This is a genomic window from Streptomyces sp. NPDC058401, assembly GCF_042722885.1.
Classification (GTDB): Bacteria; Actinomycetota; Actinomycetes; order Streptomycetales; family Streptomycetaceae; genus Streptomyces.
In genome coordinates this window covers 1-21,105 of the sequence record NZ_JBHXKA010000079.1, presented here as the reverse complement: position 1 = coordinate 21,105, position 21,105 = coordinate 1, and the positions used below count along the sequence as shown (strand labels likewise).

18 protein-coding genes are annotated in these 21,105 nt (G+C 73.4%); 5 read left to right on the top strand and 13 right to left on the bottom strand.

Features of this window, described 5'->3' with window-relative positions; all coding sequences use genetic code 11:
* Nucleotides 1–6: 6 nt before the first annotated feature.
* Nucleotides 7–735: a tyrosine-protein phosphatase gene (locus ACFWNV_RS25910; protein WP_383951550.1), complete on the top strand. Its 729-nt coding sequence runs from the start codon at nucleotides 7–9 to the stop codon at nucleotides 733–735.
* A 22-nt stretch (nucleotides 736–757) separates the two neighbouring features.
* Here the strand turns inward: ACFWNV_RS25910 and ACFWNV_RS25905 are convergent, their stop codons facing one another.
* A complete protein-coding gene (locus ACFWNV_RS25905; protein ID WP_383951547.1) occupies nucleotides 758–1,963 on the bottom strand; it encodes an IS701 family transposase in 1,206 nt (401 codons plus the stop codon).
* 175 nt (nucleotides 1,964–2,138) lie between these two features.
* Here ACFWNV_RS25905 and ACFWNV_RS25900 point away from each other — a divergent pair, with 175 nt between their 5' ends.
* On the top strand, nucleotides 2,139–2,741 hold the full coding sequence (locus ACFWNV_RS25900; RefSeq protein WP_383951544.1) for a TetR family transcriptional regulator: 603 nt from the start codon (nucleotides 2,139–2,141) through the stop codon (nucleotides 2,739–2,741).
* A 5-nt stretch (nucleotides 2,742–2,746) separates the two neighbouring features.
* On the opposite strand, the gene ACFWNV_RS25895 is transcribed toward ACFWNV_RS25900, so the two are convergent.
* The 12 genes from ACFWNV_RS25895 to ACFWNV_RS25840 all read right to left on the bottom strand — a co-directional run bounded on the left by ACFWNV_RS25895 (nucleotide 2,747) and on the right by ACFWNV_RS25840 (nucleotide 17,958).
* A complete protein-coding gene (locus tag ACFWNV_RS25895) occupies nucleotides 2,747–4,018 on the bottom strand; it encodes an MFS transporter (protein WP_383951541.1) in 1,272 nt (423 codons plus the stop codon).
* Nucleotides 4,019–4,155: 137 nt separating this feature from the next.
* Complete coding sequence (locus ACFWNV_RS25890; RefSeq protein WP_383951538.1) at nucleotides 4,156–5,190, bottom strand: transaldolase family protein; 1,035 nt, start codon at nucleotides 5,188–5,190, stop codon at nucleotides 4,156–4,158.
* Nucleotides 5,191–5,232: 42 nt separating this feature from the next.
* Nucleotides 5,233–6,633: a dihydrolipoamide acetyltransferase family protein gene (locus tag ACFWNV_RS25885; RefSeq protein WP_383951535.1), complete on the bottom strand. Its 1,401-nt coding sequence runs from the start codon at nucleotides 6,631–6,633 to the stop codon at nucleotides 5,233–5,235.
* 28 nt (nucleotides 6,634–6,661) lie between these two features.
* The gene (locus ACFWNV_RS25880) at nucleotides 6,662–7,660 is read right to left on the bottom strand and encodes an alpha-ketoacid dehydrogenase subunit beta (protein ID WP_383951532.1); all 999 of its coding nucleotides are present in this window, start codon (nucleotides 7,658–7,660) and stop codon (nucleotides 6,662–6,664) included.
* Between the two features lies 1 nt (nucleotide 7,661).
* Complete coding sequence (gene pdhA / locus ACFWNV_RS25875; protein WP_383951530.1) at nucleotides 7,662–8,729, bottom strand: pyruvate dehydrogenase (acetyl-transferring) E1 component subunit alpha; 1,068 nt, start codon at nucleotides 8,727–8,729, stop codon at nucleotides 7,662–7,664.
* Entirely contained in the window at nucleotides 8,726–9,928 is a 1,203-nt protein-coding gene (locus tag ACFWNV_RS25870; RefSeq protein WP_383951528.1) for a serine hydrolase domain-containing protein, read from the bottom strand. The genes pdhA and ACFWNV_RS25870 overlap by 4 nt, the downstream gene beginning before the upstream one ends.
* 90 nt (nucleotides 9,929–10,018) lie before the next feature.
* Complete coding sequence (locus tag ACFWNV_RS25865; protein WP_383951525.1) at nucleotides 10,019–10,708, bottom strand: HAD-IA family hydrolase; 690 nt, start codon at nucleotides 10,706–10,708, stop codon at nucleotides 10,019–10,021.
* Entirely contained in the window at nucleotides 10,693–11,616 is a 924-nt protein-coding gene (locus ACFWNV_RS25860; protein WP_383951522.1) for a sugar phosphate isomerase/epimerase family protein, read from the bottom strand. Before ACFWNV_RS25860 ends, ACFWNV_RS25865 begins: the two co-directional genes overlap by 16 nt.
* The gene (locus ACFWNV_RS25855) at nucleotides 11,613–13,826 is read right to left on the bottom strand and encodes an ROK family protein (protein WP_383951519.1); all 2,214 of its coding nucleotides are present in this window, start codon (nucleotides 13,824–13,826) and stop codon (nucleotides 11,613–11,615) included. The genes ACFWNV_RS25860 and ACFWNV_RS25855 overlap by 4 nt, the downstream gene beginning before the upstream one ends.
* On the bottom strand, nucleotides 13,823–15,028 hold the full coding sequence (locus ACFWNV_RS25850) for a sedoheptulose 7-phosphate cyclase (protein WP_383951516.1): 1,206 nt from the start codon (nucleotides 15,026–15,028) through the stop codon (nucleotides 13,823–13,825). The genes ACFWNV_RS25855 and ACFWNV_RS25850 overlap by 4 nt, the downstream gene beginning before the upstream one ends.
* Before the next feature lie 214 nt (nucleotides 15,029–15,242).
* A complete protein-coding gene (locus tag ACFWNV_RS25845; protein ID WP_383951513.1) occupies nucleotides 15,243–16,193 on the bottom strand; it encodes an aldo/keto reductase in 951 nt (316 codons plus the stop codon).
* A gap of 88 nt (nucleotides 16,194–16,281) precedes the next feature.
* Nucleotides 16,282–17,958 carry an FAD-binding oxidoreductase gene (locus ACFWNV_RS25840; protein ID WP_383951510.1) on the bottom strand — a complete coding sequence of 559 codons (1,677 nt, stop codon included), beginning with the start codon at nucleotides 17,956–17,958 and terminating at the stop codon, nucleotides 16,282–16,284.
* 297 nt (nucleotides 17,959–18,255) lie between these two features.
* Between ACFWNV_RS25840 and ACFWNV_RS25835 the strand changes: the two genes are divergently transcribed.
* From ACFWNV_RS25835 to ACFWNV_RS25825, 3 genes are read left to right on the top strand one after another with little or no spacing between them, the layout of a single operon-like run.
* On the top strand, nucleotides 18,256–18,789 hold the full coding sequence (locus tag ACFWNV_RS25835) for a VOC family protein (RefSeq protein WP_383951508.1): 534 nt from the start codon (nucleotides 18,256–18,258) through the stop codon (nucleotides 18,787–18,789).
* On the top strand, nucleotides 18,789–19,325 hold the full coding sequence (locus ACFWNV_RS25830; protein WP_383951505.1) for a nitroreductase/quinone reductase family protein: 537 nt from the start codon (nucleotides 18,789–18,791) through the stop codon (nucleotides 19,323–19,325). The genes ACFWNV_RS25835 and ACFWNV_RS25830 overlap by 1 nt, the downstream gene beginning before the upstream one ends.
* A gap of 44 nt (nucleotides 19,326–19,369) precedes the next feature.
* Nucleotides 19,370–21,058: an AMP-binding protein gene (locus ACFWNV_RS25825; RefSeq protein ID WP_383951502.1), complete on the top strand. Its 1,689-nt coding sequence runs from the start codon at nucleotides 19,370–19,372 to the stop codon at nucleotides 21,056–21,058.
* Nucleotides 21,059–21,105 lie beyond the last annotated feature (47 nt).

Sequence of the window (21,105 nt, the reverse complement as noted above, 5' to 3'; positions counted from 1 at the left end):
CCGCGCATGACCCGCCACATCGAGTTCGAGCGACTGCACAACTTCCGCGATCTGGGGGGCTACCGCACGGAGGACGGCTCCGCCGTCGCCTGGGGCGCGCTCTACCGCGCGGACTCGCTCGGCAAGCTCGCGGGCACCGACTGGGACCGGTTCCTGGACCTCGGCGTGCGGACGGTCATCGACCTGCGCTACCCCTGGGAGATCGAGGCGAAGGGGCGGATACCGGAGCCCGAGCGGTTCACGTACGCCAACCTCAGCATCGAGCACCGGCCGTACGACCAGGCCGAGATCGACCCGGACACCGACCCGTGGCGGTTCCTCGCGGACCGGTTCGCCGAGGTCGCCGAGGACGGGGTGGCGGAGATCCGCGCCGCGATCGAGCTGCTCGCGGAGGGACCGGGCCCGGCGGTCTTCCACTGCACCTCGGGCAAGGACCGCACCGGGCTGATCGCCGCGCTCGTCCTGACCCTGCTCGGCGTGGACGAGGAGCAGATCCTCGCGGACTTCGCCCTGACCGAGCTGGCCACGGCCCGGCTGACGGCCGACTGGCACACCGCCAACCCGGGCCGCACCATGCGCTGGCCCTCGTACGGCCGCGCCCCCGCGCAGATCCTGCGCCTGACCCTGGCCGACCTCACCACCCGCCACGGCTCGGTCCACGCCTACCTCACGGACACCGTCGGCATCACCCCGCCCACGACGACCCGCCTACGGGACCGCTTCCTGACCCGGTGACCCCGGCCGGCGCCGGCGCGGCTCAGGCGGCTCTTGCGGCGTGGGTCGTGGTGTTGCCGGCCAGGCGTTGGTAGGCGTAGGCCGCCGAGACCAGGGTCATGTGGCGGTGCCAGCCGGGGAAGGAGCGGCCCTCGAAGTCCTGGATGCCGTGGTGTTCGCCCATGGCGGCGACCGTGTCGACCGCGCCCTGGAGCAGCTGCGTCAGCGTGAGCAGTTCCTCCATGCGGCGGTGGACGAGGTTGGTGAGCCAGATGCGCGAGGGGCGGCGGCGGGCGGGTTCCCATTCGGCGAAGAGCAGGCCCGGGGTGACCGTGCGGGTGCCGTCGGGGCGCAGGACGGGGGTCCTGACGGGGACGGAGACCACCTGGGCGCGCCGGGGGCGGCCGTCCGGGCCGAGCACGGTCGTGACGTGGGGGTGCCGGACTCCGCTGCGCAGCAGCTTCTGCCGGGCGGTCTCCAGGGCCGGGTGGCTGGTGGTGGACGGCCCCGCGGAGCGGAGGGGTGAGGGGTCGGGCAGCAGCTGGAGGTCGTCGGCGACGGCGAGTACGAAGCCGTGGCCGCTGCCGTTGAGCCGTTCGACGACCGGGCGGGCGTCGGGGGTGGAGCCGACGTCGGCGACGACCGGAGCGGCCACGACCGACGAGTGCGCCGACAGCGCGTCGACCAGGCCCACCGTGTGGGCCCAGTGCGGCCGGAACGGGACCGAGTCGGGCACGCGCGCCCTCCGTCGTGCCTCCGGGTCCTTCGTCCACCGCTCCGGCAGGTGCAGCCGCCATCCGACGGGCAGGTGCTCGCGGCCTCCGGACAGGAACAGTCCCACGCTGAGCTGGCAGTTGATGGTGCGGTCGAGTTCGGGGACGAAGCGCCGGTGCACGCCGACCGAGTGGGTTCCGCGCTTGGGCAGCACCGCCGGGACGACGGTCCACGCCTGCGGGGTGAAGCGGCCGTCTATCCAGCGCGCGAGCTCCTGCCGGGTCTCGTTCCAGTCCCAGGGGCTGGTGTTCACGAACTGCTGGAGCGACTGCGAGGCGGTGGCGGACGTGGTGACGGTCTCCGCCATGCGGCGCACCGACTTCCGTCCCCGCGTCGCCAAGAGGCCCCGCAGGTAGACCTCGGCCCACTTCATCTGGTCCGTGCGCGGCAGCTGTGCGAACAGCTCCTGGCTGAACGCCGAGACCGACGTGCGGTCGCCCGCCGGTCCACGACCGATCACTCCTGTCACGGCCATGCCGATACCCCCTTCGTCCTCCACGCGACTCCCGATAGCCAGAAGCATAGAGAACGTTCTCTTTTATTTCTCGCTCTCGGTCCTACTTCCTGTAGTCGGCCCTCCGGCGGGCGCCGCGCGCCGCCAGGATGCTCCGGGGGGTGTCCCCGCATGCCCGCGTAGAAAGATCCAGAAGATGCAGGAGCGCGCCGCCCGCACACGCAGCGCATTGATCCAGGCCGCGGCGCTGGAGTTCGAGCACCGGGGGTACGAAGGGGCGTCGCTCTCCCGGATCAGCGAGAGCGCCCTCACCTCGATCGGCGGGCTGACCTTCCATTTCCGTACGAAGAAGGCGCTGGCCGACTCCGTCCGCTCGGCCTCCCGGGTGAGCACGGCGCGGCACGTGAACGAGGCCCTGACGAGCCCGGAGCCGCCGATGGTGGCCCTCGGATCCCTGGTCACGGCGCTGATGCGGCGTCTGGAGACCAGCGTGGAGGCCCGCGCCGCGGCCCGGCTGCGGCGCGAGCGGCACGGCTCCGGGACCGCCGGCCGCCCCGAGGCCCACACCTGGGCGCCGGCCCTGAGGTTCCTGCTCGCCCGCGCCCACGCCTCGGGGAACCTGCGGGCCGGCGTGGCTCCCGGTGTGGCCGAGGCCCTGATCGTCCGGCTGGTAGAGGGCACCGAGCTGTCCGCCCGCGGCCTCCACGGCGGTGCGGACGGCTGTCCGCACGCGCCGTCGGCCGAGCAGGTGTGGGACCTGCTGCTGACCGCGATCGCCCGGCCGGGGGCCGGGGTCTGACACCGTCAGCGCAGGACCAGGTCACCCTGGATGTCGGCGAGCGACCGGTTCTTCGTCTCCGGCACCTGACGGCCGACGAAGACGAGCCCGCCCGCCGCCACCGCGGCGAAGGTCCAGAAGACCCAGGACACGCCCACGGCGTCGGCGACCGGCAGGAAGAGCTGCCCGACGACGAAGTTGGCGGCCCAGTTGACCAGGGCGCACAGGGCCCCGCCGCGGGCCCGCGCCTCGGGCGGGAACAGCTCGGCGGCCAGGATCCAGAACACCGGTCCGAGCCCGATCGCGAAGCTGCCGACGTACGTGATCATGCAGATCAGGGCGATCACGTTGGTCACGGGTCCCGCCGGGACGCTCATGGCCGCGCCCAGGGTGACGAGCGATACGGCCATGCCCGCGAGGGAGAACAGCAGCAGGGGGCGGCGGCCGGCCCGGTCGATGAGCGGGACGGCGGCCACGGTCATGACCACGTTGACCACGCCGATGAAGACCGCGTACTGGATGGAGTCGGAGGCCGGGAGTCCGGCCCGGGCCATGATGCTCGGGGCGTAGTAGATGATGCTGTTGATCCCGCCGAACTGCTGGACGGCCGCCAGCGTGAGGCCGATCAGCAGCGCACGGCGCACCGCGGGGTGGGCCGGGGCCTTCGCGGCTGCCTTCGTACGGGACTGCGTACGGGCGTCCGGGCGGCGGCGGAGCCACTCCGGGCTCTCCGGGATGAAGAAGGTGCCCAGCAGCATGACCGCGGAGGGGATCAGCCCCACCGCGAACATCGCGCGCCAGTCGGCGCTGCCGGCGAAGGCCAGGTTCACCAGGTACGACACCAGGATGCCCACGGTGAGCAGGACCTGGTTGGCGGTCACCAGGCGGCCCCGCAGGCGGGGCGGGGCGATCTCGGCGAGGTACAGCGGGACCACCGTGGAGGCGCTGCCGACGGCCAGGCCGAGGATCGTCCGGGCCGCCACCATGCTCGCGAAGTCGCGGGCGGTGACGGCGGCGGCCAGCCCCAGCGTGAAGGTCGCCGCCACCGCGACGAGGACGCGCTTGCGTCCGAACCGGTCGGCGGGCCGCGCACTGCCCAGGGCCCCGAGGGCGGCGCCGAACAGCAGCGCCGAGATGACCGTCCCCTCCTGGAAGGAGGTGAGGGCGAAGTCCTCCTTCAGGAAGAGCAGCGCCCCCGAGATCACCCCGGTGTCGAAGCCGAACAGCAGCCCGCCGAGGGCGACGACCGCGGTGGCCGCGCCCAGCCGCCCCGGCGTCGGCGGGGCGGCCGGCGGCACGCCCCCGGGTGGCTGTGACTGATGGGGGATCCGTGGTTCCTGAGGGGGCTGCGGCGTCTGCGGTTGCGGTCGCACCACGGGCATCGGTGAGCGCGGGGCGTGCGAGGGGCCGAGGCCGCGCGCGTAGTCCTGCAGCCTCATGACACGCCCCCGCCGACCAGGGCCCTGCTCCGCGGGATCCCGGCGAACTCGGCCGGCTCCCCTTCCAGTTCCCGTACGACCTCCTCCGTACGGATGCCGAACCATCGCAGGCACGCCTCGAAGCGCTCGGCCTGCGCGGCCAGCCCCCGGTCCGAGCGCTGCGGCCCGGGCCGCAGCCGCGCCGCGGCGCCGAGCGACTCCACCGGGACGGCGAACGCGGTGTCCACGTCGGCCAGTTCGGCGGCGTAGTCGGTCTGGGCGCCGGCGGCGGGCGCGAGATCGCCGAGCTCCGTCCAGACCAGGCGCAGGGGCCGTGCTCCGGCCGCCGCGAGGGCCTCCCATTCCGGCGAGGTGCGGGGATCGAAGATCCGGGCGCTCGCCCGGCGGGCCAGCCGGGCCGCGAGCAGGGCCGCGGTCCCCCGCAGCGCCTTCGCCTCCTCGCCGCCGGCCCGGTCCAGGAGCGCGTCGATCCGGATGTCGAGGGGCCGCAGCCCGAAGGCCACCGTCGAGGCGAGGGCGGCGAGGTCGCGGCCTTCGGCGCGGGCCCGGGTCAGGGCCGACAGGTAGGCGGTGGCCGCCTGTTCGTACCGTCGGGCGGAGAAGCAGGTGGCCAGATGGACGGGGAGGTCCCTGGCGAGCAGGTCCTCCAGGGCGGCGACCCCGGAGCCGTTCGCCGGCAGGGCGACGACCTGGTTGGTGCGGTCCACCCGGCCGGCGAGGGCCGCCGCCCCGCGGACCAGCTCGGCCGCGTCCGGGGACACGAACGGCAGGTCGGGGGACGGCGGGAGGGTGAGCACCACCGTTCCGCGGCGGCCGCCGGTCCGGTCGTGGAGGGGGCGCAGTGCGTCGCACACCTGCCGCGCCGCGGCCACGCCGGTGTCCGGTCCGAGTCCGGCCGCGGCGATGGTGCCCGCGGCGCTCAGGGCCGAGAGCTCGCTCAGCCGGGTGCCTTCCGGCACGGAGTCCTGCAGGTCGAGCCAGAGCGTCACGGTCCCGGCGGCGGATCGCCCCCGTACGGTGCTCGTGTTCACGGTCCCTCCCAGGGGGTGTCGTGTGGATGGTGGGCAGCGTCCTCAGCCATGGGTGGCCAGACGCCGCGGGTCGTGGAGTACGGCGGCGACGTCCGCGAGGACCCGCGAGCCGAGTTCCCCGTCGACGAGCCGGTGGTCGAACGACAGGGCCAGCGTGGTCACTTGACGGGGCACGACCTTGCCCCGGTGGACCCAGGGGCGGGGGCCGATCGCGCCGAGGGCGAGGATCGCCGCCTCGCCGGGGTTGAGGATCGGGGTTCCCGTGTCGATGCCGAAGACACCGATGTTGGTCACGGTGAGGGTCCCGCCGCCGAGGTCGGCCGGAGTGGTCCGGCCCTCGCGGGCGGTGCTCACCAGGGCGTCCAGGGCCGCGGCGAGCCGCGGCAGGGTGAGGGACTGCGCGTCCTTGACGTTGGGCACGAGCAGTCCGCGCGGGGTCGCGGCGGCGATGCCGAGGTTGACGCGGTGCTTGAGGACGATCTCCTGCCGCTCCCCGTCCCAGGAGGCGTTGATCTCCGGGTGGCGGCGGACGGCGAAGAGCAGGGCGCGCACGGCGAGGAGGAGCGGGCTCACCCGGACCCCGGCGAACTCGGGGTCCTTCCTCAGGCGTTCTACGAGCTTCATGGTGCGGGTGACGTCGACCGTGACGAACTCCGTCACGTGGGGAGCCCCGAAGGCGCTCTCGGTCATGGCCCGGGCCGTCGCCTTGCGCACTGCGGTTGCGGGGATCCGTGTCTCGTATGCCGCGTCGTCACGGCCGGAGGCGTCCGGTGCGGACGCCTGTACCGCTGGTACCGATGCCGGTTCCGCGGCCGGTGCCGATACCGATGCCGTGGCCGCCGTACGCACGTCCTCGCGGGTGATGTCCCCGTGCGGCCCGCTGGGGCGCACCCGGCCGAGGTCCACGCCCAGGTCCCGGGCGAGCTTCCGTACCGGCGGCTTCGCCTTCGGCCGGTCGGCGCCGGTCACGACCGGGGCGGGGGCGACGGCCGGGGCGACGGCCGGGGCGGAGGCCGGGGCGGAGGCGGGAGCCCCCGCGGCCGGGCGCCGGGGGCGGCGGGAGGTCGGGGCGGCGGCCGCCCCGTACCCGACGAGGACCGGCTGCCGGGCGGGCCCGGCCGGAACCGGTTCGGCCGGAGCCTGCGCCGCGGCCGGGGCAGAGGCGGCCTCCGGGGCCTCGCCGGCTCCCTCCGGGGCCACGGTGATGATGACCTCGCCCACGTCGACCGTCGTCCCCTCCGGGAACCGGAGCTCGCGCACCACCCCCGCGAACGGAACGGGCAGCTCGACCATGGCCTTGGCCGTCTCGATCTCGCAGACCACCTGGCCGTCCGTGACCGTGTCCCCCACGCCGACGTGCCAGCGGGCTATCTCCGCGTCCTGCAGCCCTTCACCGACGTCGGGCAGGCGGAACTCCTGGTACCGGACCATGGTGTCCGTCATCGTGTGTCCGTCATCGTGAACAGCCCCTTCAGGCGGCGAGTGCGCGGTCGACCGCGTCCAGCACGCGGTCGAGTCCCGGGAGGTACTCGTCCTCCAGCCGGGACGGCGGATAGGGAGTGTGGTAGCCGCCGACCCGCAGGACGGGGGCTTCCAGGTGGTAGAAGCAGCGCTCCGTGATCCGGGCGGCGATCTCCGCGCCGGCGCCGAAGAAGACCGGTGCCTCGTGCGCCACGACCAGCCGGCCGGTCCGGCGGACCGAGCGGGTGACGGTGTCGAAGTCGATCGGGGAGATCGACCGGAGGTCGACCACTTCCAGCTCGTGGCCCTCCTCGGCGGCCACCGCCGCCGCGTTCAGGCAGGTCGCGACCATCGGCCCGTAGGCCACGAGCGTGAGGTCCGTGCCCTCGCGCACCACGCGTGCGGTGGGGGGTCCGGGGCGGGCTGCGGGCCGGGTGTCGACCGTGCCCTTCTCGTAGTAGCGGCGCTTGGGTTCGAGGAAGATCACCGGGTCGTCGCTCCGTACGGCTTCCTGGAGCATCCAGTAGGCGTCGGAGGGGGTGGCCGGCGACATGACGCGCAGTCCGGGTACGTGCGCGAACAGCGCCTCCGGGGACTCCGAGTGGTGTTCCACGGCGCCGATCCCGCCGCCGTACGGGATGCGGATCACGACCGGCAGCCGGACCCTGCCGCGCGAGCGGGCGTGCATCTTGGCGAGCTGGGTGACGATCTGGTCGTACGCCGGGAAGACGAACCCGTCGAACTGGATCTCCACGACCGGCCGGTAGCCGCTCAGGGCCAGCCCGATCGCGGTGCCGACGATCCCCGACTCGGCCAGCGGGGTGTCCATCACGCGGTGCTCGCCGAAGTCCTTCTGCAGGCCGTCGGTCACCCGGAACACCCCGCCGAGCCGGCCGATGTCCTCTCCCATGAGGAGGGTCTTGGGGTCCTCGACGAGGGCGGTGCGCAGGGAGGCGTTGAGCGCCGCCACCAGGGTCATCCGCTCGCCGGCCAGCGTGGTGGTCGTCATCTCATCCCTCCTGGGCGAAGGCCGCCCGGAAGACGTCGAACGCTTCGCGTTCCTCGTCGACCAGGGCGTGCGGTTCGGCGTAGACGTGGTCGAAGAGGTTGCGCTCGTCGGGCGTGGTCATGGAGCGGACGCCCTCGCGGACCCGCGCGGCCAGCGCCTCGCCGGCCGCCTCGGTCTCGGCGAAGAAGGCGTCGTCCGCGGCGCCCTCGGCCCGCAGCAGCCGTTCGAGGCGCAGCAGCGGGTCCTTGGCCCGCCAGCTCTCCACCTCGGCCGCGTCCCGGTAGCGGGAGGGGTCGTCGGAGGTGGTGTGGGCGCCCATGCGGTACGTGAAGGCCTCGATCAGGGTCGGTCCTTCGCCGCGGCGGGCCCGTTCCAGCGCCCACCGGGTCACGGCGAGGCAGGCGAGGACGTCGTTGCCGTCGACCCGGACGCCGGGGAAGCCGAAGCCCTGGGCGCGCTGGTACAGCGGGACCCGGGTCTGCTTCTCGTTGGACTCCGAGATCGCCCACTGGTTGTTCTGGCAGAAGAACACCACCGGGGCGCCGTACACGGCCGCGAAGTTGAAGGCTTCGGAGACGTCTCCCTGTGCGGTGGCGCCGTCCCCGAAGTAGGCGACGACGGCGGATTCGGAGCCGTCCTTGGCCAGGCCCAGGGCGTACCCGGTCGCGTGCAGCGTCTGCGAGCCGATGACCAGGGTGTACAGGTGGAAGTGGTGCTCCTGCGGGTCCCAGTCGCCGTGGTCGACCCCGCGGAAGAGCCGCAGCAGGGCGAGGGGGTCCATGCCCCGGCCCAGCGCGACGGCGTGTTCGCGGTAGCTGGGGAAGGCGTGGTCGTCCTCCCGGAGGGCCCGTGCCGAGCCGACCTGGGCGGCCTCCTGCCCGAGCAGCGAGGGCCACAGGCCCAGTTCGCCCTGGCGCTGGAGGGTCACCCCCTCCGCGTCGAACCGGCGGGCCAGCGCCATGTCCCGGTAGAGGGAGCGCAGTTCCTCCGGGGAGAGGTCGATCGCGTGCTCGGGGTGCGCCACCCGGGTGCCGTCCGGCGCGAGGAGGCGTATGCCGTCGCCGGTCACGCCCGGTTCCCGATGCCGAGGCCGGCCATGGACTCCGCGACGGCCTTGACGAGCGAGGCGGCCCGCTTGTCGTCGGGGCCGAGGGCGATGAGCCGGTTCATCACGTACGAGACGCCCGCGCGGGCGCGCGGCCAGGCCTGGTTGGCCGAGCCGCCGGCGCCGTCGTGGCCGAAGGAGTTTCCGTCGACGCCCGGGCGCGGGTTGGTCCGCAGCCGGTAGCCGCCCCCGCCGTAGACCATGGGGACGCCGATGAGCTGGTCGACCTTGCTGACGCGCGGGGCCCGCGCCTCGTCGAGCAGCCGGCGGGAGAGCAGGACCGGCGCCTGGTCGTACGGGCGGTCGGCGTCGGCGGCGAGGATGCCGTAGAACTTCGCGAAGGCGCGTGCGGAGCCGATGACGTTGGCCGCGGGGATCAGGCCGAGGCGGCGGTCCGGCCGGTTCCAGATCTCCTCGTCCTCGGGGAACGGGATCGGGTTCTGCCAGAGCCGCTGGGTGAGCGGGTCCTCGCTGGTGAAGTAGCCGCTGAACTGGTCGCGGAAGCCGGTCCCGTACTCGGTGCGCGCCACCGTGTGCTCCAGCTCCGGCGGGATGCCGAAGGAGATGTCGAGGCCGAGCGGGCCGGCGATCTCCTCCGCGAAGAACCGGTTCAGCCGGCGGCCGTCGACGCGGCGGATCACCTCGGCGACGATCCAGCCGGTCGCGTACGGGCCGTACAGGATGCCCTCCGCGCGCGGGTCGCTCTCCTGGGGCTGGTCGGCCAGCAGCTTCGCCATCGCCTCGGGGTCGGCCAGGTCGTCCTGGGACAGCCGGGCCGCGACGGCCGGCATCCGCGCCGTGAAGGTGACCACCTCGCGCAGGGTCACCCGCTCCTTGCCCTCGGCGGCGAACTCGGGCCAGTAGTGGGCGATCGGCAGGTCCAGGTCGACGACACCGCGGTCGACGAGGAGGAGCAGCGCGGTGGCGAGGATGCCCTTGCTGCCGGAGAAGATCAGCTGGCGGGTGTCGCCGTCCCACGGGGTGCCGCGGGTGGGGTCGGCGGCGCCGCCCCAGAGGTCGACGACGAGTTCGCCGTCGAGGGTCACGGCTACGGCCGCCCCCTGTTCGTCCCGCTCGGCGAAGTTGCGGGCGAACTCCTCGCGAACGGCTTCGAATCCGGGGGCCGCGTGGCCGTGAATCAGCGTGTTCTGGTCGATGGGCATGACGAAGGCGCTCCGATCGGAGGGAGGGGAGAGGAGGGAGGACGGGAGGGGCGGGCGAGGAGGGGCGGGCGAGGGGGCGGGCGGCGCGGATCAGGTGCGCGCGGGCACCCGTACGCGCGCGGGCGCGGAGGTCGGCAGGACCAGGCGCAGGCCGTCCTCGTCCGAGGCGGCGCAGGTGGTCCCGGTGAAGTCGGCGATCCGGGGGCGGCCCTCCGCGGCGTCGCCGCCGTGCTCGCCCACGACCACCGAGAAGCATCCGGCGGCTCCGGCGGCCAGCAGGCCCAGTTCGGCGTCCTCGAAGACGATGGCCGCCGAGGGGCTGACGCCGAGCAGGCCGGCGGCGGCCGTGAAGCCTTCCGGCGAGGGCTTGCCCTCGCGGACGTCGTCCGCGCTGACCAGGACCTCCGGAAGCGGAAGTCCGGCGGCCGCCATGCGGCGTACGGCCAGTTCCCGGCCGGCGGAGGTGACGACCGCCCAGCGGTGCGGCGGCAGCGCCGCCAGCAGTTCGGCGGCTCCCGGCACGGCTACGGTGCCGCTGGTGTCGGCCATGTCCTGGGCGACGAGCCAGGCCGTCTCCGCCTCCACGTCGGTGCCCGGCGGGGCGTGGGCGGCGACGGTCTCCGCCGTCCGCTGTCCGTGCGAGGAGGCCAGGATCTCGGCCGCGTCGAGGCCGTGCCGTGCGGCGAACCGGTGCCAGGTGCGTTCCACGGCGGCGGTGGAGTCCACGAGCGTGCCGTCCATGTCGAACAGCAGGGCGTGGGCGGTCAGTACGAGGGGCATGGTTGTGCCGCCTCCATTCTTCGTCGGTGCAGTCTGCGGGCGAACGCCCGGGCCCGTTCGAGGTCCGCGCGGAGCCGGGTCCCGTCCCCGTCGCGGTGGTCGTTCTCCAGCACGACCGCGTGCACGCCCGGCAGATGGCGTGCCACGGCGTCGACGGTCTCGTCGACCCGGCCGTCGCCGTCGCCCAGGAGCGGGCCCGGGGCGGTGGCGGCGGCTTCGGGGCCGTCCTTGAGGTGGATCTGGTCGGCGAGGAAGGGTGCCGTCGCCTCCACCAGATCGGGTACGTCGATGCCGGCGCCGACCGGGTTGTAGCTGTCCAGCAGCAGCCGGAAGGCCGGCGATCCGACCTCTTCGACCAGCCGCAGGGCCTGGTGCGCGGGCAGTACGTTCTCGTTGGCCAGGAGCAGGCCGTGGGCCTGCGCCTGCGCCGCCGCCCAGCGCAGCACCTCGGCGGTGCGCAGGAGCGCCGCCTCACCGTCGATGGCGCTGCGCCGGAAGCTCGGCAGGAACACCAGCGGGACGCCGAGTTCCCACGCCACGTCCAGCAGCCGGTCGATCACCGACCGGACCCGGGCGGCGGCCAGGGTGCCCGGTTCGGCGGTGAGGCCGATGTCGTTGAGCACGTTGGCCGCCACCCCGAGCGGGGTCACGCCGGCGGACGCGGCGGTGCGGCGCAGCCGCCCGACCGCTCCCCCGGCCGTTCCCGGCTTGTCCAGCCAGGGGCCGCGGCCGGGCCCTCCGAGGTCGAACTGGAGTCCCTCGACCCGGTGTTGGAAGGCCAGGTCCACGGCTGCTTCGCCGCGTACGGGGAGCCGCCAGTCGACGAGGCCGGTCACCGGGGGGCCCGGTGCACGACCCGGTGCGAGCCCCGGCCCGGGGTTCGGCGGGAAGCTCGGCGGGAGGCTCATGACGGGGTCTCCGTGCGCACGGCGAGCTTCACCAGCCGTCGCCCGTCGACGATCCGGCCCTCGTTGCGGGCGAGCCCGGTCAGGATGGCGGCCGCGCCCGCGAGGTCGGTCTCGTGCGTCACCAGGTCCCGGTAGCGCTCGGGGTCCCGGCACAGTTCGGCCGCCGCGTACTCCAGGTGCTCGTTGGCCACGCCGCGGTGGCCCAGGACCGACACCGTGCGGCCGTCGGCCGTGGTGAGCCGGGCGACGACGGGCGGTTCGGGCGTGCCGCCGCAGTTGGCGGCCCGTACCTCGGACAGGTCGATGCCGGGGAACCAGTCGCTGAACGCGGGCCGGCGCAGCCCGCCGACGAGGTCGACGGCGACCTCGGCGCCCTCCGTCGCGCCCAGGGCCAGGTCGAGGCTCGGCAGGGTCGCCGGGGCCGGGGTGGCGATCAGGACCGCCACCCGTCCCCGGTCCAGGGTCCCGGCGGGCGTGCCCGTCGCCAGGCCGTCCCGTACGACGCGGTGGTCGGCCCGGTGCGGTGCGTGCGCGCTCCACTCCAGGCCCGCCCGGGTGTGGTGCACGTGGACGGTCCGCACGGAGCGGCCCAGCCAGCGTGCGGCGGCGCGGACGGCGAGGTGTCCGACGGTGCCGTCGCCGATCACGAGCAGGGTGTCGGGCTCGTGCCGGGCCAGGGCGAGCAGGGCGTACCGTACGACCGCCAGGGGCTCGATCAGCGCGGGCAGGTTCCCCCCGGGCACCTCCTCCAGGGGGAGGACGAGGCCGCCGCTGACGGCGCTCTCCGGTACCAGCATGCGGGCCTGGAGCATCCCGTCGACGTTGTGCCCGAGCAGGAACGACGGGTCGGACGGGTGCGTGGGATTGACCACGACACGGGCGCCCGGCACCAGCCGGGGATCGGCCACGCCCGGTCCCGCCTCGACGATCCGGGCCACGCCTTCGTGGCCCAGGACCGGGGCGCCGTCCTCGCGCAGTCCCCGCAGGATCTGCAGGTCGGTACCGCACACACCGGCGACGAGGGGCGCGACGCTGAGCTCCCCGGGGCCGGGCGCGGGGGTGGGCCGCTGACGCAGGTGCGTCGCCTCCCCCTCCCGTACGACCGCCGGGTGCGTGGCGGGCGCGGTGGGTTCGGTGGCCGTGGCGGCCTCGGCCTGCGCGCCGCTTCCGGCGGGCCGCTCCGCGTCCAGGGCCGCGAGGCCCGCCCCGATGAGGCCGTTCGCCTCGCCCGGGGCGCACACGGTGATGCGGTCCGTCGCCCAGTCCGGGGCGCGTTCCCCGGTGAGGTAGAGCCCTTCGCGGCGCAGATGGCCGAGGACCGAGGCCTTGTAGTGCGCGCCGAGACCGCTGGCCACCCCGCCCGTGAGGGCGAGTTCGTCGAGCTCCGGGTCGAGGCAGAGCGCGCTGCGCAGGACGTCGGCGACGGGCGCCGTGGACGCGTCGAGCAGTTCGGAGGCGAGCGGGTCGCCCGCGTCCAGGGCGGCGTGCAGCGCCGGTTCGAAGGCGGCGCCCTCGGCCGTCGCGCGGCCCAGGTGCGAACGCTCCCAGCGGCCGGGGGCGCGCTCCCGCAGGACGTCGGCCATCCGGCGCAGGCCCGGACCGGAGGCGTACGAGGACACGTGCCCGGGCCGGCCGCAGTCGCAGAGCAACTCGACGGGCTCGCCGGCCAGTACGGCCGAGGCGGGCAGGTGGCCCACCTCGCCCTGCAGCCCGCAGCCGTCGGTGGCGATCGTGCCGCTGCGCAGGTCCACGGTGCGGCAGGCGATGCCGGAGCTGATGGTCATCAGCAGCACCTTGCGGTGGGCGCGGCGGTGCGGCGCGGAGACGAAGTGCAGCAGGGCGGCGGTGACGTCGTTGACGATGTGCCACCGGACGTCGGGGCGCCGGCTGCGGAGTTCGCCGCGCAGGTCGAGCGGTGTGGTCTCGTCGCCGAACAGCGGTGCGGAGCCGTAGACGGTGCCGCTGCGGTGGTCGAGGGCGGCGCCGAAGGAGACGCCGGCCACCGAGCCGCCGGGTGTACGCGGAACCGCCGCGCAGAGGGTGGCGAGGAGGCGTTCGCGCAGTTCGGCCACGGGGGTGCCGGGATGCCGCAGGCGGCTCGGCGAGGGCTGGTCGAGGGTGTCGCCGAGTCCGTCGCCGGGCGACCAGGCGGCACTGCGCACATGGGTGCCGCCCACGTCGAGGACGGTGATCGGGCCCGGCGCGCTCACTGGGCCGGACCGTCCGCGTAGGCCCGTACGAACTCCAGGGCGCGGGCCAGCTCGTCGCCCGTGATGTCGTTGACGAAGACGCAGGAGCCGATCCCGTTGGTCAGCGGCAGGCGCTGGGCGCCGTCCCGGTGCTTGACGGCGTCGGCGAGGCCGACCACCAGCAGTTCGGGGGTGAACACCGGGTGGGTGAGCGGGAGTCCGCAGCCGGCGATGAGGGCCAGCGCGCGGTGGGCGTCGCTCTCGGACAGGTGGCGGCGGCCGACGGCCAGCGCCAGGCAGACGGCCATGTCGACGCCGACGGCCTCGCCGTGCAGCAGCGGCGGGTCGGCCCGCAGTTCCAGGGAGGGGCTGAAGGTGTGCCCGTAGTCGACCGAGCGTTCCAGGACGCCTTCCCAGAGGTTCGGCTCCAGCTCGTCGAGCATGCCGGCGATCGCCCGGGAGACGATCTCGCTCATCGCCGCACCGCAGTCGGCGAGCGAGTCGCTGGTGATCCGGGTGACGTTCTCCTCCAGCAGGTCGAAGAGCGCGCCGTCCTTGATGAGCGCCATCTTGATGATCTCGGCGAGCCCGTTGGCGATGTGCCGGGGCTCCACCGTGCGCAGGAACTCGGGGTCGATGAGGGTGACTTCGGGGGCGAAGTAGGTGCCGAGGCGGTTCTTGTGGGTGCCGTGGTTGACGCCGGTCTTCACGCCGACGCCCGCGTCGACCTGTCCGACGAGGGTGGTGGGGACCCGCACGTAGGGGGCGCCGCGGCGGTAGAGGCTCGCGGCCATGCCGACCACGTCCATCAGGACTCCGCCGCCGACCACGACCACGCGTTCGGTGCGGCGCAGGATGCCCATCTCGGTCATGGCCCGGGTCACCTCGACGACCTGTTCGAGGTTCTTGGTCTCCTCGTCGCCGGGCATGACCTTCCAGTACGCGTCGACCTGCCAGGCGTCGAAGTAGCCGCGCAGGCCCGGACCGTAGAGCTCGTCGACGGCCTGGTCGACGACGATCAGCGCGCGGACGGCGGTGCGGCCGTCGGCGCCGACCGAGCGGGCGAGGACCGGGTTGGCGGGGTTGAGGAGGCCCCGGGTCAGGGAAACCTCGTAGCCGACCGGCATCTGGGACTGGACGAACCACGTCAGGCCCGGCGGGCGGGGGATGTCGAAGGCGGAGGTGAGGCTGCTGCTCGGACGGGCCGTGATGATCTCGGACATCGTGGGAAGTACTCCGTCTGAAGGTCGGGGCGAGGTGGCGGAAGGGGCCGGCGAGAGGGCCGGCAAGGCCCCGGGCCGAAGGCTCCGCGCCGAGGGGCTCGGGGGTCTTCGGTCCCGGGGAAGGGCCCCGCCCCGCCGGTCCGGGGATCTTCCGGGACCGGCGGGGACGGAACGGATTCCGGTGGGGTTCACCCGGCCGGACGAGGGGGCGCGATCACGCCTCGGGGGCACCCAGGGGTGCGGGCAGGGCGTCGAGTTCGGCGACGTCCTGGTCGGTGAGGTCCAGCGCGGCGGCACCGGCGTTCTGGACGAGGTAGCGCTCGGTCTTGGTGCCGGGGATCGGGACGACGTGCTCGCCCTTGGTGAGCAGCCAGGCCAGCGCCACCTGCGCCGGAGCGGCCTCGTGCCGGTCGGCCACGGCGGTCACCGCGTCGACGATCGCCTTGTTGTGCGCGAACGCCTCTTCGGTGAAGCGCGGCTGGGTGGTGCGCCAGTCGTCCTTGGGCAGGTCGGCCGGGTTCGTGAAGGCGCCGGTGAGCAGACCGCGGCCCAGCGGCGAGAAGGGCAGGAAGGCGATGCCCTGCTCGACGGTGTACGGGAGGACGTCGGCGAAGGCGTCCCGGGTGAACAGCGAGGCCTCGGACTCGACGGCGGCGACCGCGTGCACGGCCTGCGCGGCGCGCACCTGCTCCAGGCTCACCGCGGAGAGGCCCAGCGAGCGGATCTTGCCCTGGCGCACGAGCTCGGCGAGGGCGCCCCAGCTCTCCTCCAGCGGCACCTGCGGGTCGACGCGGTGCAGGAAGTACAGGTCGATGTGGTCGGTGCCCAGGCGGCCCAGGCTGGCCTCGACCGCGGCGGTCAGGTGCTCGGGACGGCCGTTGAGGCCGATGCCGTTCTCGTCGACGACGAGGCCGCCCTTGGTGGACAGCACCACCTCGTCGCGGCGGCCCTTGATGGCCCGCCCGACGAGGTCCTCGTTGGTGAACGGGCCGTACACGTCGGCCGTGTCGATCAGGTTGACGCCGAGGTCGAGGGCGCGGTGGATCACCGAGACGGAGGCGTCGTCGTCCCAGCCGTGCGGGTCGTAGCCGAAGGACATGCCCATGGTGCCGAGACCTACGCGGCCTACTACGGGACCGCCGTTGCCGAGGGTGGTGGTACGCATTGGGGTTCTCTCCTTGGAAAGGGGGGGTGTGAGGGTGAAGGTGGTGTGGGGGGTGTGGGGGGGGTGGGGGGGGTGGCCCGGCGTCGGGTCAGGGGCGGATCGACTGCCGGTGGTGGAAGATGTTCCGCGGGTCCCAGGCACGCTTGACCTGCTGGAGCCGGGCGTAGTTGCCCTTCCAGTACAGGTCGTGCCACGGCACGCCGGAGGTGTTGACGGCCGGGTCCGAGAGGTCGCCGTCGGGGTAGTTGATGTAGCAGCCGTCGGTGACCCCGTTGGGGACCGGGACGCCGCCGGTGTCGGCGTAGACCTCGCTGAAGGCGTTGCGCACCCAGGCGATGTTCTTCGCGTCGTCCTTGGTGTCGTACCAGAGGCTCTCGAAGTTGGTCTTCATGATCGCGTCGCGCTGGGCGACCGCCGTGGCGGTCGGCGAGACGGACGCGATCCGGCCGCCGGAGGCGGAGAGCACGATCCCGGCGAAGGGGCTCGGCAGCTCCGTGTTCGTGAGGTTGCGGTACATGGCGTCGATCTGCCGCTGGGGGGTCGCCGTGCGCAGGTGGGAGGACTTGTGGATGCCGCGGGTGGTCGGGTCCAGCTGGGTGGCGGAGATGGAGCCGATGTAGCGCGTGCCCCGCAGCCACGGCTGCAGCTTGGTCGTGGTGTACGCGGAGTCGAGCACGCCCGACGAGCGCCGCGTCGCCGAGCTCAGGCCCAGCGCCAGGTCCATGCCGGCGAGGAAGTCGGAGAGGACGGCCGCGGCGTTGGGGAGCGAGGCGTCCAACTGGACGACCGCGCCCAGGGAACCGCTGTCGCGGTGGTTGAGGAGCAGCCAGGAGTAGAGCGAACCGGCCGTGGTGCCCGCCGTGTTGTTCTGCTCCAGCCACTTGCCCCAGTAGGTGACCAGGCGGCTGAAGCCGTCCTGCGTGACCTTCTCCCAGGGCCAGTTGGCCAGGGTCAGGTAGATCTCGGACGGCGCCTTGGGCAGCAGTGACTCCGGGCCCCCGGTGGCGCCCGGGGTGCGGAACCAGAAGCGGGTGACGATGCCGAAGCTGCCGCCGCCACCGCCGGTGTGCGCCCAGAACAGATCGCGCAGCCGGGCCTCGGTGGAGTCCCGTGCGGCGATCACGCTGCGGACCGTGCCGTCCGCGTTGACGACCACGACCTCCACGGCGTGCAGGTGGTCGACGGTCAGTCCGTGCTGGCGGGAGAGGTTGCCGAACCCGCCGCCGGTGATGTGTCCGCCGACGCCGACGCTGTGGCAGATGCCGCCGGGTATGGTCACGCCCCAGCCCTCGTAGAGGGCTTCGTAGACGTCGAGCAGGGTGGCGCCGCCGCCGACGCAGAAGGCGTTCATCGCCGTGTCGAAGCTGACCTGGTTCATCAGCGAAAGCTTTATGTTGATCTTGATGTCGGCATTGAAGACGAAGTCTTCGAAGCAGTGCCCGCCGCTGACCACCGAGAGCTGCTTGGAGGTGGTGACGGCCTCGCGCACCGCGGCGACGACCTCGGCCGTGGTCCTCGGCAGCACGATCTTCTCGGGGCGGGCCTGCCAGCGCTGGTTCATGCCCGAGGTGAGATCGGGGTACCGGGAATCGGCCGGGACCACCGTCACACCGGTCGCCTGGGCGCCGGCCGCGCCCGCCTCCCCGGCGCTGCCGGCCTCCGCGGCACGTGCGGCGGGGGCCTGCACCAGTCCGCCGGCGGCGGCGGCCAGGGCCATTCCCGATCCCGCACCCACGAACCGGCGGCGCTTAATATCATTCGTCATCTTCGTCGTTTCCTGGTCTTCGAGTTCATTGGAAGGAAGTCCAGCCCATGAATGCAGAAGCGGGGGCGCATCGAAGGCGGTTCTGACCGGCTGAGTTCGCCGCGATGAATGCCATCTCAGCAGGAAGGGGCGGTTCTCCGCCAACCCCCGAAGTCAACTTCGGCAGGTCGGCGCACTTTGGGAACTAGGCCTTGATCGGCGGGCCGCCGGGCCCCATCGTCGGGCCTGCCCGGGCCTCCGCCCGGACAACGGCACGGGGCTCCGCCGAAGGCGGGACCCCCGGCGGACGGAGTGACGTTGAGCAAGATCCCCGGAGCGCGCGCGGTGCACCACATCGCCTACACCGTGCCCGACCTCGACCAGGCCGTGGAGTTCTTCACCGAGGTCATCGGCGCCGAACTGGCCTACCGCCTCGGCCCGGTGGAGGACCCCGAGGGCACCTGGATGACCGAGAAGCTCGCCGTGCACCCCCGCGCCTCGGCGAACATCGCCATGCTGCGCCTCGGCCCGGTGACCAACCTCGAACTCTTCGAGTACACCTCGCCCGACCAGGACCGCAGCCGGCCGCGCAACAGCGACTGGGGCGGGCACCACTTCGCGATCTACGTGGACGACGTCGACAAGGCCACGGAGTACCTGCGCGAGCAGCCCGGCGTCACCATCCTCGGGGAGCCGGAAACCATCGTGGACGGGCCCATCGCCGGAGACCGCTGGGTGTATTTCACGACTCCGTGGGGCCTTTCCATGGAACTCATCAACATGCCCGCCGGAATGCCGTTCGAGCAGACCACGGACACCCGCCTCTTCCTCCCCGAAGGTGAATGGAACTGATGCAGGACACGAACACGAACACGAACGGAACGGTCGACGAGACCGTCAACAGCAATTCCTTCAACCGGGGCGTCATCGAGGAATTCCGGGCCCATGGCGGGCGGGTGAAGGACTTCGGCTCCATCCCCCTCCTGCTGCTCAGCACCACGGGCCGGGTCAGCGGTCTGACCCGGACGCCCCCCCTCGTCCACCTGGTCCGCGACGGCCGCCACATCGTCTTCGCCGCGAACGGCGGAGCCGCCGTGGCACCCGGCTGGTACCGCAATCTCGTGGCGGCCGGCCAGGGCGTGGTGGAGGTCGGCCGGGACCGCTTCGCCGTACGGCCCGAGCCGGTCCCGGAGGCGGAGCACGAGGAGCTGTGGCGACTGCAGACGGCCCAGGACCCGAACTTCGCGACGTTCCGGTCCAAGACCGACCGGACCATCCCCGTCGTCGCCCTGGTGCCGATCGGCGACACCGCCGACAACGGCACCACTGACACCGGCACCACTGACACCGGCACCACCGGCGCCGACACCACAGGCGCCGCGGGCTGACCCGGTCCGGCCCGGAGCAGGCGCCGACCACGAAGGAGCAACGCATGACCACGACCGACCCCACCGAGGAGTTCCGGGCCGCACGGGACTTCCTGCTCGCCCACCGAGAGGACTACGACACGGCGTACGCGGGCTTCCGCTGGCCCCGTCCGGAGCGGTTCAACTGGGCCCTGGACTGGTTCGACGCGATCGCCCGCGGCAACGACCGCACCGCGCTGCGGATCGCGGAGGAGGACGGCTCCCACGCCGAGCACTCCTTCGCGGAGCTCGCCCACCGTTCGGACCAGGTGGCGAACTGGCTGCGCGCGCAGGGCGTCCGTGCCGGGGACCGCGTCCTGGTCATGCTCGGCAACCAGAAGGAGCTGTGGGAGACGGCGCTCGCGGCGATGAAGCTGCGCGCCGTGGTCGTGCCGACGACGACGCTCCTGAACGCGGCGGAGCTGGCGGACCGCATCGAACGCGGTGCGGTCCGCCACGTCGTCGCCCGGGCGCAGGACCACGCCCGGTTCGACGCGGCGCCCGCCGGCCTCACCCGTATCGCGGTCGGCCTCCCCGCCGGCACCGCACTCCTGGGCTGGCTCGACTACGAGGACGCGCAGACGGCTTCCGCGCACTACGTGCCCGACGGCCCGACCCTCGCCGACGACCCGCTGCTGCTCTACTTCACCTCCGGCACGACCTCCCGGCCGAAGCTGGTCCAGCACACGCACGTCTCGTACCCGGTGGGGCACCTGTCCACCATGTACTGGATCGGGCTCCGCCCCGGCGACGTCCACCTGAACATCTCCTCGCCGGGCTGGGCCAAGCACGCCTGGTCCAGCCTCTTCGCCCCGTGGAACGCGGAGGCCACCGTCTTCGTACAGAACTACACGCGCTTCGACGCGGGCCGCCTGATGACGGAGATGGACCGCGCGGGCGTGACCACGTTCTGTGCGCCGCCCACCGTGTGGCGCATGCTCATCCAGGCCGACCTGGGCCTGCTGCGCACCCCGCCGCGGGAGGCGGTGGCGGCCGGCGAGCCCCTCAACCCCGAGGTCATCGACGCGGTACGGCGTTCCTGGGGGGTGACCGTCCGGGACGGCTTCGGGCAGACCGAGACGACCGTCCAGATCGCCAACACCCCTGGCGCGGAGGTCACTCCGGGCTCGATGGGCCGGCCGAGCCCCGGCTTCGCCATCGCCCTGCTCGACCCGGCCACCGGCCGCCCGTCCGACGAGGGCGAGATCAGCGTCGACCTGTCCGCCGCCCCGACCGGGGTGATGGCCGGCTACGAGGGTGACCCGGAGCGCACGGCCGAGGCGATGGCGGACGGCTACTACCGCACGGGCGACCTCGCGGTGCGCGGCCCCGACGGGCGGCTCACCTACATCGGCCGCGGGGACGACGTGTTCAAGTCCTCCGACTACAAGATCTCCCCGTTCGAGCTGGAGAGCGCCCTGCTGTCGCACGAGGCCGTCGCGGAGGCCGGCGTGGTGCCGGCGCCGGACGCCCTGCGGCTGTCGGTGCCCAAGGCGTACGTGGTGCTGGCGGAGGGCTGGGAGCCGACCGCGGACACGGCGAAGCTGCTCTTCGCCCACTCCCGCACGGAGCTTCCCCCGTACAAGAGGGTGCGGCGCATCGAGTTCGCCGAGCTGCCCAAGACGATCTCGGGGAAGATCCGGCGGGTGGAGCTGCGCGCGGCGGCGGAGCGCGGGGGCGGCGCCGCCGAGCACCGCGAGGAGGACTGCCTCTGACGCACGCCGCCGGACACGGATGGGGCCCATGCCGTACGGCATGGGCC